The organism is Ideonella azotifigens, from assembly GCF_006519715.1.
In the GTDB taxonomy this organism is placed as follows: Bacteria; Pseudomonadota; Gammaproteobacteria; order Burkholderiales; family Burkholderiaceae_C; genus Ideonella; species Ideonella azotifigens.
Genome location: NZ_VIDT01000065.1, coordinates 1 through 15,081, shown reverse-complemented (window position 1 = coordinate 15,081; position 15,081 = coordinate 1). Strand labels below are relative to the sequence as shown.

The window sequence follows — 15,081 nt, the reverse complement described above, 5'->3', positions numbered from 1 at the left end:
GTTCAGCTGAAGGTCTTGCTGAGCAAGCTGGACCGGCCGCACGGCCTGCAACTGGACGCGGCCGGCCGGGTGCTGATTGGCGAGTCCGGCCGCATCGGCGTGGTGGACTTGCGGCCCGATGGCGCGGTGCTGAAGCCGCTGATCGAGCACCTGCCCACGGCTGGGCGCCATCCGCTGAAAGCCTTCATCGTGGCGCCGGACGGGGCCTTGATCGTCAACCTTGGCGCACCGACCGATCACTGCGAAAGCTCGGACCCAGCACCTGCTTCGGCGCCCGCCGGTTTCCTGCCTTGCCCCGTCGCGGAGGGCGACCAGGCCCAGGCGGCGCTGTGGCGCTACGAACGGGTCAAGGGCGAGCCCGAGCGCTGGGAAGGCAAGGTTCTGGCGCGCGGCCTGCGCAACTCGATGGGCCTGGCCTACAGCCCGCTGGACGGCGCGCTTTGGCAGGCCGAGAACAGCCGTGACAGCTTGCCCGGCCCGGTGCACGATTCCGCCACGCGCCCGTTCGACGAGCTCAACCGCGTGGCGCAGGGCCGGCACTACGGCTGGCCGTATTGCACCGAAGCCGATCTGCGCGACCCGGCGTTCGGCAGCTTCGACTGCAGGCAGTACACCGCGCCTGAACGCCTGCTGCCGCCGCACTCGGCCCCGCTGGGCATGCTGTTCTACGACGCGTCGCAAGCCCCCGCCGCCTGGCGCAAGTCCCTGCTCATCACGCTGCACGGCTACCGCCCCACAGGCCACCGCATCATCGGCTACCCGCTGTCGCCCAAGGGCCAGCCCGCCGCGAAACCGATCACCTTGGTCGAAGGCTGGGATGCCGCCACGGGACTGCACCCGATGGGCGCGCCCACCGACATCAAGGCCGACTCGAAGGGCCGGCTGTGGGTGACCGAAGACCGCAACGGGACGCTGCTGGTGATTGCGCCGGTTGTCCAGGATCCAAGGTGAGCGGCGTCACAAGCTGAATCGCCTGCGCTGTCCCGTCCTGCGCCGTTTTCGCGTACACCGTTGACGAAGGGGCGTCGCGCCCCATCCGTCTGAAGACCGACAAACAGGGGAGCCGGTGCACCATGAACATCTCGAACCGCAAGGGGGCCAAGCGGCTTGCCTGGGTGGCGCTGGCCGTGCTGTTGGGGCTGGTGTGCCTGCAATTTTTCAACCACCGCGCGGTCAGCGGCAAGCTGTGTGGCGAAGCGATGCGATGCGCGGACGACAACCATTGGTCCCGTCTGGGCCTGCAGGCCGACATTCCCAAGCTGCCGGCTGCGCTGCAGGCCTCCGCGGTCCAGGCCAGCGTGCACACCGGCCTCTTGCGCAGGGCTTGCAATGGCGGCTGGACGGCAGCTTTTGGGGCGCGCATCGAGCTTGACGCGATTGCCGTTGGCAAGCTGGTCAGCACACAGGGGGCATGTGTGGACGTGGGGCGCAGTGAGCTGCATGCGAGTGTGGCGGGCGCGCAGTTGACGCTGGACAGCTGCCGCGTCCTGCTTTCGCCGCTGCGCCTGGACTGGGACGGCAGCTTGCGGGTTTCGCTGGCGGGGCAGCCCGCACCCGACGCCGCTGCGGCATGCGCCGCGTTGCTGCCGCCTGGGGGTCTTTCGGCTCTGGCGCAAACGCTGGGGGACCTGAAGCTGAGCGCGACAGCCGAGTACGGCTTGCCGTTTTCGAAGGCCGATTCGCTGGCCGGGCTGTCGGTGCAAAAGGTGCTGTCCACCATGGCCACGACGCAGGAACTTCGCTTGGCCTCGGGCAGCGGCACTGGCCAACTGAGCCTGAAGACCCGGCCGGCAGCGGACGCTGCGCAGGCTTCGCCCGAGCTGACGCTCACGGCAGGCGTGGAGGGCGCGTTGCGGGCCTTGCTGCCTGGGGAGCTCGGTGCCTTGATGGCGTCCGGCCACCCGCTGCAGGTTCGCTGGAACCTGGGGCACGAGTCCGGCGTGTCGGTCAACGGCCGGGCTGTCGCCCGCAAGGCGGTGCAGGTCCGCCCGGCCGGTCTGGTGACCTTGGGCGACGAGTGCAGCACGCCGGTGCCGGAGGCTGGCCGCTCGCTGTTTTTCGTGCAGGCCAACGACCAGGGTGAGGCCTTGGCGCCGCCACAGATGCAGGCGGTGTTCGACGCGGTGGCGCAGGCCAACGCAGGTGCCGGCGCGCTGGTTGCGCTCTTCGTGCACGGTTGGCAGCATTCGGCCGACAAGGCGGACAGCTATGTGTGCGACTACGCGGACCTGACCAGCGGGGTCAGGGCGATGGAGCAGGCGGCAGCGCGGGCATCGGGCCGTGCGCCGCGCCAGGTGATTGGCGTGTTCTTCGGCTGGCCAGGCGCGCCTTATGACAGCGAGGTGGCCAATGTGGTCACCACCTTCTGGAACCGGCTGCAGGCGGCTGACAAGCTTGGCGGCGCGCAGGCGGTGTTGCCGCAACTGATCGCGGGCCTGGCTCAGCGGGTGGACTCGGCGCCGCGGGACCAGCGCGCTGACCGACGCAGCGCCTTCGTCGTGGCGGGCCACAGCATGGGCGCGCGCGCGGTGTTCAGCGCCATTCGTGGGAGCCTGTTGCAAACGAGCGCTGGGGCCCAGCTGCCGCCGCGGCCAGACCTGGTGCTGTTGATCAACCCGGCGTTTTCGGCCGAGCTGTACCGCGCGGTGCACGACCAGCAGGCGCAGTGCGCGCCGGCCAGCATGCCGGTGCTGCTGTTTTCGTCGGAAACAGACGGCGTGACCCGCGAGGTCTATCCCGCTGGGCAGGCCATGTCCTATGCGCCTGATGCGCCGCAAACCGCGCCGTTCCTGGAACACATCTACACGGCAGCCAACTTCCCGGCCTTCGTGACCCACCGGCTGCGCATGGAGGTGTTGCAAGGCGAGACGCCGGAGGCGCACGGTCCGCAAACCATCCTGCGCGGCTTCCAGCGCGCGCCGGCCCGGTCCGACGAGCTGTATGCAGACAACCCGGTCACCGTGTTCCGCCAGCCGTCGACCGGCTTTCCGGCCCCGTCGGACGCCTGGTACCGGATGCAGCTCGAACCGGTGGATCCAAAGGCCAGCACCTGCCAGGCCAGCGGTTCCAAAGTCATCGAGGTGGACCGGCGCATCGTGCCCGACCACGGGACCATCTTCACGCCGCCGTTCATGGAGTACGTGGTGCGTGCGCTCAACCACGGGACCGCGGGCTTGCAGCACAAGGCCGCGCCGTAGCCGCCGAGCAGGCACAAAAAAGCCACCCGAAGGTGGCTTGGTCGATTCAGCACTTGGGGCTGATCACTGGCTGACGAAAGCGCGCTCGATCACGAAGTCGCCCGGGGTCGTGGTGTTGCCTTCCTTCAGGCCGCGCACTTCCATCATGGTCTTCAGGTCGCGCAGCATCTCGGGGCTGCCGCAGATCATCACGCGGTCTTCGGCGGCGTTGAGCTGCGGGATGCCGAGGTCGGCGGCGAGCTTGCCGCTCTCGATCACGTCGGTGATGCGGCCCTGGTACTTCGAGGGTTCGCGGGTGACCGTGGGGTAGTACAGCAGCCTGCCCTTGATGAACTCGCCGAGGAACTCGTGTTCGGGCAGGTGCTGGGTGATGTAGTCGTGGTAGGCCAGCTCGTTGTTCTGGCGCACGCCGTGAACCAGGATGACCTGCTCGAATTTTTCGTAGGTGTCCGGGTCGCGGATGATGCTGAGGAAGGGCGCCACGCCGGTGCCGGTGCCAAGCAGGTAGAGGCGCTTGCCAGGCGTGAGGTAGTCGATCAGCAGCGTGCCGGTGGGCTTCTTGCCGACGATCAGCGTGTCGCCGACCTGGATGTGCTGCAGCCGCGAGGTGAGCGGGCCGTCCTGAACCTTGATGCTCAGGAACTCCAGCGTCTCTTCGTAGTTCGGGCTGACGATGGAGTAGGCGCGCAGCAGCGGCTTGCCGTTCACGCGCAGGCCGATCATCGTGAAATGGCCGTTCGAGAAGCGCAGCGAGGTGTCGCGGGTGGTGGTGAAACTGAACAGGCGATCGGTCCAGTGGTGCACGCTCAACACGCGCTCTTCATTGAAGGCACTCATCTCGAAGGTTCGGTAAGGTCACAAGACACGGAGCGACTCACCGCCCCGCAGGACTCGGGATTATCCCTCAGCGGCCTTGCCCGGCCCGGCCTGAGGCTTTGCGCAGGCGCAAGCCAGCCTTGTTCTGGAACAGAGGTCAGCGCCCCTGGCCCAACCAGTCACGCAGGACTTCGGCGGTGTGCTCTCCGAGTTGCGCCGGCGCCTGGCGGTATTGCACAGGGCTGGCCGACAGGCGGATCGGGTTGGCCACCAGCGGCACGCTGCCGAAGGCCGGATGCGGCATTGCCAGCTTCATGCCGCGGGCAATGACCTGCGGGTCCGCGAAGACCTCGCCGAGCCGGTTGATCGGGCCGCAAGGCACGCCCGCGGGTTCCAGCAGCGCCATCCACTCGGTGGTGGTCTTCATCACCGTGGCCTGGCGCAGCAGCGGGATCAGCACCACACGGTTCGCCACCCGCGCCGGGTTGGTCGCGAAGCGTTCGTCCGTCGCCCATTCGGCATGGCCAGCCACGGCGCAGAGCTTGGCGAACTGGCCGTCGTTGCCCACGGCCAGGATCATGTCGCCGTCGGCCGTCGGGAAGTCCTGGTAGGGCACGATGTTGGGGTGCGCATTGCCCATGCGCTGCGGCGCCTTGCCGCTGGTGAGGAAGTTTGCGGCCTGGTTGGCCAGCGTGGCCACCTGCACGTCCAGCAGCGCCAGGTCGATGTGCTGGCCTTCGCCGCTGGTGTGGCGGTGCTGCAGCGCGGCGAGCACGCCGATGGTGGCGTACAGCCCGGTCATGATGTCCACCAGCGCCACGCCCACTTTCTGCGGCCCCGCACCGTCCTCGCCATCGGCCCGCCCCGTCAGGCTCATCAGCCCGCCCATGCCCTGGATCAGGAAGTCGTAGCCCGCGCGCGGCGCATACGGGCCGGTCTGGCCGAAGCCGGTGATCGAGCAATAGATCAGCCGCGGGTTGACGGCTTTCAGGCTGTCGTAGTCCAGCCCGTAACCCTTCAGCCCGCCGACCTTGAAGTTCTCCAGCACCACGTCGGCTTCTGCCGCCAGCGCTCGCACCTGTGCCTGGCCTTCGGGCGATGCCAGGTCAATGGCGACCGAGCGCTTGTTGCGGTTGGCGCACTGGAAATAGGCCGCCTGCTTCGACGGCGAACCGTCTGCCAGCGGCACCCAGGGCGGGCCCCAGGCGCGGGTGTCGTCCCCAGCACCGGGGCGCTCCACTTTCACCACGTCCGCGCCCAGGTCGCCCAGCATCTGGCTGGCCCAGGGGCCGGCGAGGACGCGGGAGAGGTCCAGGACCTTGATGCCTTGGAGTGCGGTGGTGTTCATTTGGGTGCTGTGTGGAGGTTTGCGCGTAGCCAAGGCCATCGGGTAGCCCACTCCGCTCATGTCCCCCGGCCTGCGGCCTCCTCCTTTACTTCGCTGCGTGGGCCACCCAATGCCCTTGGCTGCGAGCGTTTTGTCTTTGCCGCCGAGAACAGCCGGGACCGTGCCCGGTTCGGGAGTCGGGGTGTGCTGCGCAGTGAAGTAAAGGGGGAGGCCGCAGGCCGGAGGACATGAACGGAGCAGCACACCCCGGATCCCGAACCTTGCGCCAACCGTGGCGCAAAGGTCTTCTCAAAGATCAGAACGCCGCAATGCCCGTCATCGCACGGCCGAGGATCAGCGCGTGCACGTCGTGCGTGCCTTCGTAGGTGTTCACCACTTCGAGGTTGACGAGGTGGCGGGCCACGCCGAATTCGTCGGAGATGCCGTTGCCGCCCAGCATGTCGCGCGCGGTGCGGGCAATGTCCAGCGACTTGCCGCAGCTGTTGCGCTTCATGATGGAGGTGATCTCGACGGCGGCCGTGCCTTCGTCCTTCATGCGGCCCAGGCGCAGGCAGCCTTGCAGGGCCAGCGTGATCTCGGTCTGCATGTCGGCCAGCTTCTTCTGCACCAGCTGGTTGGCGGCCAGCGGCTTGCCGAACTGCTTGCGGTCCAGCGTGTACTGCAGCGCCGTGTGCCAGCAGAACTCGGCCGCGCCCAGCGCGCCCCAGGCAATGCCGTAGCGCGCGCTGTTGAGGCAGGTGAACGGGCCCTTGAGACCGCGCACTTCGGGGAAGGCGTTTTCCTCGGGGCAGAACACGTTGTCCATCACGATTTCGCCGGTGATGGAGGCACGCAGGCCCACCTTGCCGTGGATGGCCGGGGCGCTCAGGCCCTTCCAGCCCTTTTCCAGCACGAAGCCGCGGATGGCGCCTGCGTCGTCCTTGGCCCAGACCACGAACACGTCGGCGATAGGGCTGTTGGTGATCCACATCTTGGCGCCGGAGATGCTGTAGCCGCCGTCCACCTTCTTGGCACGGGTGATCATGCTGCCGGGGTCCGAGCCGTGGTTGGGCTCGGTCAGGCCGAAGCAGCCGATGAATTCGCCGCTGGCCAGCTTGGGCAGGTACTTCTGCTTGGTGGCTTCGTTGCCGAACTCGTTGATCGGCACCATCACCAGCGAGCTCTGCACGCTCATCATCGAGCGGTAGCCGGAGTCCACGCGCTCCACCTCGCGCGCCACCAGGCCGTAGCAGACGTAGTTCAGGCCGGCACCGCCGTATTGCTCGGGGATGGTCGCGCCCAGCAGGCCCAGGCTGCCCATCTCGCGGAAGATGGCCGGGTCGGTCTGCTCGTTGCGGAAGGCCATCAGCACGCGCGGGGCCAGGGCTTCCTGGCAATAGGCCGCCGCGGCGTCGCGCACCTGGCGCTCGTCGTCGGTCAGCTGGCTGTTGAGCAGCAGCGGGTCATCCCAGTGGAAGCTGGCCTTGGTTGCCATGGTCGCGGTCTCCGTCAAGTTCAATGTTGGAATCTTAGAATCGAGTCTGCCTGCGTGGCAAACGAGAATTTCGCACCGTTCTGTGCGGATCAGGAATTCCGAGGGCTGCTCGATGCGCCGCAAGATCCCATCCACCGCTGCATTGGCCGCCTTCGAGGCCGCCGCGCGCCACCAGAGTTTCACCAAGGCCGCCCACGAACTGGCGGTGACGCAGAGCGCCGTCTGCCGGCAGATTGCCACGCTGGAGGACTTCCTCGGCCTGCCATTGTTTCGCCGCGGCCAGCGCGGCGTGCTGTTGACGGATGCCGGCCAGCGCTATGCACGCAGTGTGGCGGCCCGGCTGGACGAGGTCGAGCGCGACACGCTCGACCTGATGTCCCAGGCCGGGCTGGGCGAAGCTGTGGGTTCACTGGAGCTGGCGGTGGTGCCCACGTTTGCCACTCAATGGCTGCTGCCGCGCCTGGCCGGCTTCCAGGTGCAGCACCCTGGCATCACCGTGCACTTCACGCCGCGCACCCGGCCCTTCATGTTCGAGGAAACCACGCTGGACGCTGCGATCCATGCCGGCGAGGCCTTCTGGCCCGGCACCGCGGGTGAACTGCTGATGCATGAGCACCTCATTGCCGTGGCCAGCCCGGCGCTGCTGAACGGCAGGGCGATGCACAGCGCAGCGGACGTCGCGAGCCTGCCGCTGCTGCAGGCCAGCACGCGGCCCTACGCGTGGCGGCTGTGGTTCGAATCGCTGGGCCTGAAGGTCGACCACGACATGGCTGGCGCGCGCATGGAGCTGTTCTCCATGCTCAGCGAAGCGGCGGCGCAAGGACTGGGCGCCGCGCTGGTGCCGCGCCTGCTGGTGGAGCGCGAACTGGCCAGCGGGCGGCTGGTGCAGTTGCTGCCGCACCAGCACGTGAGCGACCGCGCCTACCGGCTGTTGTGGCCGCAGCACAAGGCTGGCCTGCCGGCGCTGGCGGTGTTTGCCGCCTGGCTGGGCGAGGAGGCCGGGCGATACCGGGCCGAGACGGGTCAGGCCTAGCATGGCGTGAACGGCCACGGCTTTTCGTCCAGTGTCGTGAAGGCACTTTTGCCGCGTCAAGGAGCACCCATGGCCCAAGGTTTGCCTCGTCACGATGATGTTCGCCTGCTGTGTCGATGCCTGCTGCTTTGCAGTGTCGGCCTCTGGTGCAGCATGGCAGGCGCCCAGGCCACGCAGCGCTTGTGCGGGCCAGACAGCGAAGACAAGCCAGGGCCAGCCTGCCTGGTGGCCAGCCAGGAGATTGGTGCGTTGCCGGACCGGCCGATCTACTGGCGCATCTACACCTATGACGACCTGCAGGTCGCTCGCCGCGAGGCGCCGCGCGAAGGGGCTGTGGCGCAGGCGTTCGGGCAGACCTGGCTGTTCGTTGCAGGTGCAGATGCGCCGAGCTTGCCCAGCGCACGGCATGTGGCCGACGTCGGCCCGCTGCCGGTCGCTGCAGGTTCGAATTACCAGGCGGAATACCTGAAGTCCACCTTCAGCCCGGGCATGACTGCGCCCTTGCATGTGCACTCCGGGCCAGAGGCGTTTTACGCACTGAGTGGCGGCACCTGCCTGGAAACACCGGACGGCGTGCAGGTGAAGCGCGGCGCGGGTCACAGCCTGATGATCCGGCAGGGGCCGCCCATGCTGCTGATGGCCGTGGGCCACGAGGAGCGCCGCGGCTTTGCGTTGATCCTGCATGACGCCAGCCACCCGCCGACCACCTTGACGCAGGCCTGGACGCCCAAGGGCTTGTGCGTGGCCGAGAAGTAGCTTCCGCTGGCGTGTTGCTCGCGCACCGGCCACGTTTGCGTCCATCGGGCAATGGGCCTGTGCCTATCGCCGGCATTGAGAGGATTTCATCGGGCCGCTGTTTTCGCGTCCTAGACTTGCTGCTCAGTCATCTCACCCAGGAGGCAAGCCAGCATGACGACCGAATCCCAATGCCCGTTCTCGGGCAGCGCCGCCCAGAAAAACGCATCTCCCAAGGCCAGCGGCAACAAGGACTGGTGGCCCAACGCATTGGACCTCGCCGTCCTGCACCAGCACTCCACCCGCGCCAACCCGATGGGCGAGGAGTTCAAGTACGCCGAAGAATTCAAGACGCTGGACCTGGACGCCGTCGTCAAGGACCTGAACGCCTTGATGACCGATTCCCAGGACTGGTGGCCGGCCGACTACGGGCACTACGGCCCGCTGTTCATCCGCATGGCCTGGCACTCCGCCGGCACCTACCGCACGGCAGACGGCCGTGGCGGTGCAGGCGCCGGTGCGCAGCGCTTCGCGCCGCTCAACAGCTGGCCCGACAACGGCAACCTGGACAAGGCGCGCCGGCTGCTGTGGCCGATCAAGCAGAAGTACGGCCACAAGCTCTCTTGGGCCGACCTGATCATCCTGGCCGGCAATGTCGCGCTGGAATCCATGGGCTTCAAGACCTTCGGTTTTGCCGGTGGCCGGGCCGACGTGTGGGAGCCCGGCGCCGAGGTCGACTGGGGCAAGGAAGCCACCTGGCTGGCCACCAGCGACAAGGAAAACAGCCGCTACTCGGGCGACCGTGAACTGGCCAACCCGCTGGCCGCCGTGCAGATGGGCCTGATCTACGTGAACCCCGAAGGCCCGGATGGCAACCCCGACCCGCTGGCTTCGGCACGCGACATCCGCGAGACCTTTGCCCGCATGGCGATGGACGATGAAGAAACGGTGGCGCTGATCGCCGGCGGCCACACCTTCGGCAAGTGCCACGGCGCCGGGGATGCCAGCCAGGTCGGTGCCGAGCCCGAGGGCGCGACCATCGAGGAGCAAGGCCTGGGCTGGAAGAACAGCTTCGGCACCGGGCGTGGCGCCCACGCCATCACCAGCGGCCTGGAAGGCGCCTGGACGCCCACACCCACCACCTGGGACAACAGCTACTTCGAAACCCTGTTCGGCTTCGAATGGGAGCTCACCAAGAGCCCCGCTGGCGCGCACCAGTGGACGCCCAAGGGCGGCGCCGGTGCCGGCACCGTGCCGGACGCGCACGACCCGAGCAAGCGCCACGCGCCGATGATGCTGACCTCCGACCTGGCGCTGCGCCTGGATCCGGCCTACGAGAAGATCTCGCGCCGCTTCATGCAGGACCCGGCGCTGCTTGCCGACGCCTTCGCCCGTGCCTGGTTCAAGCTGACCCACCGCGACATGGGCCCGCGCCCGCGCTACCTGGGCAAGCTGGTGCCGCAGGAAGTGCTGATCTGGCAGGACCCGGTGCCCGATGTGAGCCATCCGCTGGTCAATGACCAGGACGTGGCCGCGCTGAAGGCCAAGGTGCTGGCTTCGGGCCTGAGCATTTCGCAACTGGTGACGACCGCCTGGGCCTCGGCCTCGACCTTCCGCATCGGCGACAAGCGCGGCGGCGCCAATGGCGCGCGCATCCGCCTCGCGCCGCAGAAGGAATGGGAAGTCAACCAGCCGGCCGAACTGTCCAAGGTGCTGGTGCAGCTCGAAGCCATTCGCCAGGACTTCAGCGCCGCGCAGTCCGGCGGCAAGCAGGTCTCGCTGGCCGACCTGATCGTGCTGGCGGGCGGCGCCGCTGTCGAAGCTGCTGCGAAGAAGGCGGGCGCAGACATCACGGTGCCGTTCACGCCAGGCCGCACCGATGCGTCACAGGACCAGACCGACGTGCATTCGTTCGCCGTGCTGGAACCCAAGGCCGACGGCTTCCGCAACTACCTGCGCAAGGGCCTGGAAGGCTCGGCCGCCGAGTTGCTGATCGACAAGGCCGAACTGCTGAGCCTCAGCGCGCCGGAGATGACCGTGCTGATCGGCGGCCTGCGCACGCTGGGCGCCAACTTCGGCCACACCGCGCACGGCGTCTTCACCAAGCGCCCCGAGACGCTGACGACCGACTTCTTCGTCAACCTGCTGGACATGCGCACCGCCTGGCAGCGGTCGGCTGCGGACCCGAACCTGCTCGAAGGCCGGGACCGCACGACGGGCGAGCTGAAGTGGACCGCCACCGTCGTCGACCTCGTCTTCGGCTCCAACGCCCAGCTGCGGGGCATCGCCGAAGCCTACGCGAGCAGCGACTCGACGCCCCGCTTCCTGCGCGACTTCGTCAAGGCATGGACCAAGGTGATGAACCTGGATCGGTATGACTTGCTGAGTTGAACGCGTCCACGGGAACGCGCGGGGCCATCCTCCGAAGGAGGGTGACCTTGCCGTTCTTTTAGGAGCGATCGCCGTTCTGGCGACCGGCGAGGGAAGCAATCACGCTCTGCGCGCGTGCCGCTGGAACCACTCGACCTGCGCCTGGGTATCGGGCATTGGCAGCCCGCGGGACCTGCTGAGCAGGTCAAAGACCTGCTCGGGTGGAACACCGAGGCGATTGATGAGACAGCCAGCGACCAGGCCCGTTCGACCAATTCCGGCACGGCAATGGATCGCCACGGACTTTCTCGCGAGAAGACTCGCGTGGAGCTCTTCTATGAAGCGCGAGAACTCTCGGGTGGAAGCCGGCGTTCCGCGATCAGGGATCGGAAAAGACCTGAACTCGATCTGCCGCGCCGCGCACAGTGCCTCCTGGTGCTTGAGGCCAAGTTCCCGGACTTCCGAAATCTCCAACAACGAAACCACCACGTCGACGCTGGCCACCCGCCATGCATCGACTTCCGCTTGAAGATCGTCGTCGCCTCGCGGGCGAGCCATCAGGCCGAGCCGATGTGGATCGATGCCGGCAACCCAATGGACAGGGGTTTCAAACACGCTTGAGGTCCGAATCTACTGATGACTTGAGGGGCTCTTGGGGGCTGCCGGTCTTGAGTGCCTTCTCTTCGAGAAGCTACGTCTTCAGAACTTCCTGGCATGCGTAGCAGGCGCACTCTCACGCGTGTTTGCTTGATCAGCGTTACGGATCTCCGTGCGTACTTCTGCGAGAAGGCGTCCGAGGACGTTCTTGCCCTTGCCGTCGCGCCCGATGCCCCAGTAGCGGTCGTAAGGCGAGTTCTCGATGAGGGGTCGAGACTTGGTTTCCAGCAAGAGCAAGCGCAAGGTCGGATCCTCGAATTTCTTCAGCAACGCGTGTTTCATGACCGCGTCCTTGATCTGATCCCAGTCATCCCGTATCGGGAAGGCGCGGCTCTGGCCGAGCGTCTTCGCCTGCTGAGGCGAATGCGCTTTCAGTATTCTTTCGCGGTGCCCAAGGTCGATGAACTTCTGTGCCTGGAAATAGTGTTCGACCGTTGGCCAACGGAGGCCGCCCTCTTCGAATCCGAATGGGGCGAAGTTGGAAAGTTGGTGGTACGCGTCGGTTTTCGCGAAGAAATGGATTGGCTTCGCCATTGCTCAGCGGTGTGCCGCCAGCAGCAACCCGCCCGCCCCGATGAACACGCCGCCGGTGGCACGGTTCAGCCGCCGGGCGGCCAGTGGGCTGCGTACCAGGCGGCGGATCTGGCGGCCGCCCAGGCCGTAGGCCAGCGACGAGACGTATTCGGCCAGCAGGTAGGTGGCGCCCAGCGTGGCGAACTGCATCGCGGCGGGTTTGGACGGGTCGATGAACTGCGGGAAGATCGCGGCGAACAACAGCATGGCCTTGGGGTTGCTGATGCCGAGCAGGAATTCCTGGCGCATCAGTTCGCGCCAGCGGCGGGGCGGGGCACTGTCGGCCGACTCGCCGGCATGCAGGCCACCCAGGTCCCGGCTGCGCCAGGCGTGCACGCCCAGCCAGAAGAGGTAGGCCGCGCCCAGCCACTTCAGCACGCTGAAGGCGGTTTCGGAAGCCAGCAGCATCGCACCCAGGCCGAGTGCCGAGACGGTGAGGAAGATGGCGAAAGCCGCCACGCGGCCCGTCGTGCCGACGATTGCGGCAACCACGCCTTCGCGCAGGCCGTGGTTCAGGGCGCAGAAGTTGTTCGGGCCCGGCGTGAGGGCAATGCCCACGGCGAGCGGGAAGAAGTAGAGGGCGTCCATGGGCTTCAGTCTATGGTGGCGCCGCTGGCCTTGACAACTGCCTGGTAGCGCGCGTGCTCCGCGGCGACGAAGCGGGCGAATTGCTCCGGCGTGGTGGCGAAGCTCTCGGCCATCAGTGTGCGCCAGCGCGCCTGGATCTCGGGCGTGGCCAGCGCTTCGGTGAAGGCCTTGTTCAGGCGGGCCGTCACGTCGGCCGGCAACTTTGCCGGGCCGAACAGGCCGACCCAGGTGCCGATGTCGAAGCGGGCCAGGCCGAGCTTGGCGCCGGCTTCGGCCACGGTGGGCAGCTCGGGCATCGCATTGCTGCGCCGGGCCGAGGTCACAGCCAGGGCCTTGAGCTTGCCGGCGCGGATGTTGGCCGAGGCGGTGGCGAGGTTGTCGAAGCTCAGGTCCACCTGGCCGGACAACAACGCCAACTGCGCCGGGTTGCCGCCCGCGTACGGAATGTGGACCATGAAAAGCCCCGCCTGGGTCTTCAGCATCTCGCCTGCGAGGTGGCCGGCGCTGCCGTTGCCGCCGGAAGCGTAGTTGAGCTGGCCAGGGTGGGCCTTGGCGTAGGCGACCAGGTCGGCCACCGAGGCGATCTTCAGCTGCGCGGCCCGCTCGGCGTTCATCACCAGCACATTGGGCATCTGCGCCACGCCGGTGATGGGCGTGAAGTCGCGCAGCGCGTCGTACGGCATCTTGCGGTAGAGCCAGGGGTTGATCGCATGCGTGGCGACCGCGCCAATGCCGATCGTCAAGCCGTCCGGTGCGGCCTTGGCCACTGTGTCCGCCCCCAGATTGCCGCCGGCGCCGGCCCGGTTGTCGATCACGATGGTGCCCAGCGTGGGCTGGACCTTGTCGGCCAGCGCGCGGGCCATCACATCCAGCGGGCCGCCTGGCGGGTAGGGCACGACCAGGCGGATGGGCTTGCCCTGGGCCGCGGCGAACGTTGGCACCGCAGCCAGCGCCGCGAGCAGGTGCCGGCGCGTGAAGCCCCGCATTTCAAGCGCCATGCTTGTCGGCTTCGGAAGTGAAGCTGTCGGCGAAGAACTCGTCGTCGGGCAGGCCGCATTTGGCCTCGAAGTCGCGCTGGGCGGACTCAACCATGATGGGGGCGCCGCAGGCGTAGACCTGGTGGCCGGAGAGGTCCGGCAGGTCGGCCATCACGGCATGGTGGACAAAGCCGGTGCGGCCAGTCCAGCTGTCTTCGGGCCTGGGCTCGGAGAGCACGGGCACATAGCGCAGATTCGGCAGGCGCGCGGCGGCGGCTTCGGCCCAGTCGTTCAGGTACAGGTCCGCCTTGCTGCGGGCGCCCCAGTACAGCACCGCTTCGCGGGCGCTGGCCAGTTCCTCCAGCCGTTCGATCAATGCCTTGATCGGCGCCAGGCCGGTGCCCGAGGCCAGCAGCACCATGGGCTTGGTGGATTCCTCGCGCAGGAAGAAGCTGCCGAACGGGCCTTCCATGCGCAGGATGTCCTTTTCCTTCATCGCGCCGAAGACCTGGTCTGTGAACTTGCCGCCGGGCATGTGGCGGATGTGCAGCTCGATGGACGGCGGCGTGCCGAGCTGGTGCGGCGCATTGGCCATCGAGTAGCTGCGGCGCGCGCCGTCGCGCAGGATGAACTCGATGTACTGGCCGGGGTGGTACTGGAAATTCTGGTTCGCCGGCAGCTGTACGCGGATCACCTTCACGTCTGGCGCGGGCTGCGCCATCGACAGCACGCGGCCTGGCATCTTGAGGATCGCGAACTGGCCGGCACCCGGCACGCTGCGGGCCTCGACCACGCAATCGGTCTGCGGCGTGGCGCAACAGGTGAGGATCAGGCCGGCGGCTTCCTCGGCTTCGGATAAGGCCTTCTGCTGGTGCGCGCCGTGGATGACTCGGCCTTCGAGCAGCCGGCTCTTGCAGGAGCCGCAGGCGCCATCCTTGCAGCCATACGGCAGGCCGATGCCCTCGCGGATGGCGGCGGTCAGGATGGGCTCGTCGCGTGCCACGTCGAAAGCGCGGCCGGAGGGCTGGAGGGCGATGGTGAAAGTCATGGGCAGGCGGTGGACCGGGGCTGGCTACACTTGGCGCCCCTCGGCCATGGCCGCGCTGCGGATGCTGCTTGCCGGGCGCCAGGGGCGATTTTGCCCCGAGACCTGCCAGGCCGTTGGCACGTCCCTTCCGGCCCTTCTCGATTGCGTGACATGAGCCAGCTTCCTCCCCGCTTGCTGCCTTCGGCGGCGCACCGCCGGCCGGTGCTGTTGATCGTCGGCTGTGGTGACGTGGGGCTGCGCGTGGTGCGCTTGCTGGCCGGGCGCT

The 15,081-nt window shown here is 67.5% G+C and carries 13 protein-coding genes; 5 read left to right on the top strand and 8 right to left on the bottom strand.

Features of this window, described 5'->3' with window-relative positions:
* A partial coding sequence (locus FKP22_RS06820) for a PQQ-dependent sugar dehydrogenase (RefSeq protein WP_141286439.1) occupies positions 1–951 on the top strand: 951 nt, incomplete at its 5' end.
* Positions 952–1,073: 122 nt separating this feature from the next.
* Positions 1,074–3,197 (top strand): hypothetical protein, encoded by a 2,124-nt coding sequence (locus FKP22_RS06815; RefSeq protein WP_141286437.1) that lies wholly within the window; start codon positions 1,074–1,076, stop codon positions 3,195–3,197.
* A gap of 63 nt (positions 3,198–3,260) precedes the next feature.
* Here FKP22_RS06815 and FKP22_RS06810 read toward each other — a convergent pair whose 3' ends face one another.
* The 3 genes from FKP22_RS06810 to FKP22_RS06800 form a co-directional block, all read right to left on the bottom strand.
* Positions 3,261–4,034, bottom strand: a complete 774-nt coding sequence (locus FKP22_RS06810; protein ID WP_141286435.1) for a ferredoxin--NADP reductase — start codon at positions 4,032–4,034, stop codon at positions 3,261–3,263.
* A gap of 136 nt (positions 4,035–4,170) precedes the next feature.
* Positions 4,171–5,361: a CaiB/BaiF CoA transferase family protein gene (locus FKP22_RS06805; RefSeq protein ID WP_141286433.1), complete on the bottom strand. Its 1,191-nt coding sequence runs from the start codon at positions 5,359–5,361 to the stop codon at positions 4,171–4,173.
* Between the two features lie 295 nt (positions 5,362–5,656).
* Positions 5,657–6,835, bottom strand: a complete 1,179-nt coding sequence (locus FKP22_RS06800; RefSeq protein WP_141286431.1) for an acyl-CoA dehydrogenase — start codon at positions 6,833–6,835, stop codon at positions 5,657–5,659.
* A gap of 112 nt (positions 6,836–6,947) precedes the next feature.
* Between FKP22_RS06800 and FKP22_RS06795 the strand changes: the two genes are divergently transcribed.
* The 3 genes from FKP22_RS06795 to katG all read left to right on the top strand — a co-directional run bounded on the left by FKP22_RS06795 (position 6,948) and on the right by katG (position 10,994).
* Positions 6,948–7,868, top strand: coding sequence for a LysR family transcriptional regulator (locus FKP22_RS06795; RefSeq protein WP_141286429.1), 921 nt, complete (start codon positions 6,948–6,950; stop codon positions 7,866–7,868).
* A gap of 69 nt (positions 7,869–7,937) precedes the next feature.
* Entirely contained in the window at positions 7,938–8,624 is a 687-nt protein-coding gene (locus FKP22_RS06790; protein ID WP_141286427.1) for a hypothetical protein, read from the top strand.
* A gap of 153 nt (positions 8,625–8,777) precedes the next feature.
* Positions 8,778–10,994 carry a catalase/peroxidase HPI gene (katG, locus tag FKP22_RS06785; RefSeq protein ID WP_141286425.1) on the top strand — a complete coding sequence of 739 codons (2,217 nt, stop codon included), beginning with the start codon at positions 8,778–8,780 and terminating at the stop codon, positions 10,992–10,994.
* Between the two features lie 99 nt (positions 10,995–11,093).
* On the opposite strand, the gene FKP22_RS34495 is transcribed toward katG, so the two are convergent.
* The 5 genes from FKP22_RS34495 to FKP22_RS06760 form a co-directional block, all read right to left on the bottom strand.
* The gene (locus tag FKP22_RS34495) at positions 11,094–11,531 is read right to left on the bottom strand and encodes a phosphatase domain-containing putative toxin (protein WP_259374121.1); all 438 of its coding nucleotides are present in this window, start codon (positions 11,529–11,531) and stop codon (positions 11,094–11,096) included.
* A 141-nt stretch (positions 11,532–11,672) separates the two neighbouring features.
* Entirely contained in the window at positions 11,673–12,164 is a 492-nt protein-coding gene (ybiA, locus tag FKP22_RS06775) for a riboflavin biosynthesis intermediates N-glycosidase (RefSeq protein WP_141286421.1), read from the bottom strand.
* 3 nt (positions 12,165–12,167) lie between these two features.
* Positions 12,168–12,791: a LysE family translocator gene (locus tag FKP22_RS06770; protein WP_141286419.1), complete on the bottom strand. Its 624-nt coding sequence runs from the start codon at positions 12,789–12,791 to the stop codon at positions 12,168–12,170.
* A gap of 5 nt (positions 12,792–12,796) precedes the next feature.
* On the bottom strand, positions 12,797–13,789 hold the full coding sequence (locus FKP22_RS06765; RefSeq protein WP_231012214.1) for a Bug family tripartite tricarboxylate transporter substrate binding protein: 993 nt from the start codon (positions 13,787–13,789) through the stop codon (positions 12,797–12,799).
* A complete protein-coding gene (locus tag FKP22_RS06760; protein ID WP_141286417.1) occupies positions 13,779–14,816 on the bottom strand; it encodes a CDP-6-deoxy-delta-3,4-glucoseen reductase in 1,038 nt (345 codons plus the stop codon). The genes FKP22_RS06765 and FKP22_RS06760 overlap by 11 nt, the downstream gene beginning before the upstream one ends.
* Positions 14,817–15,081 lie beyond the last annotated feature (265 nt).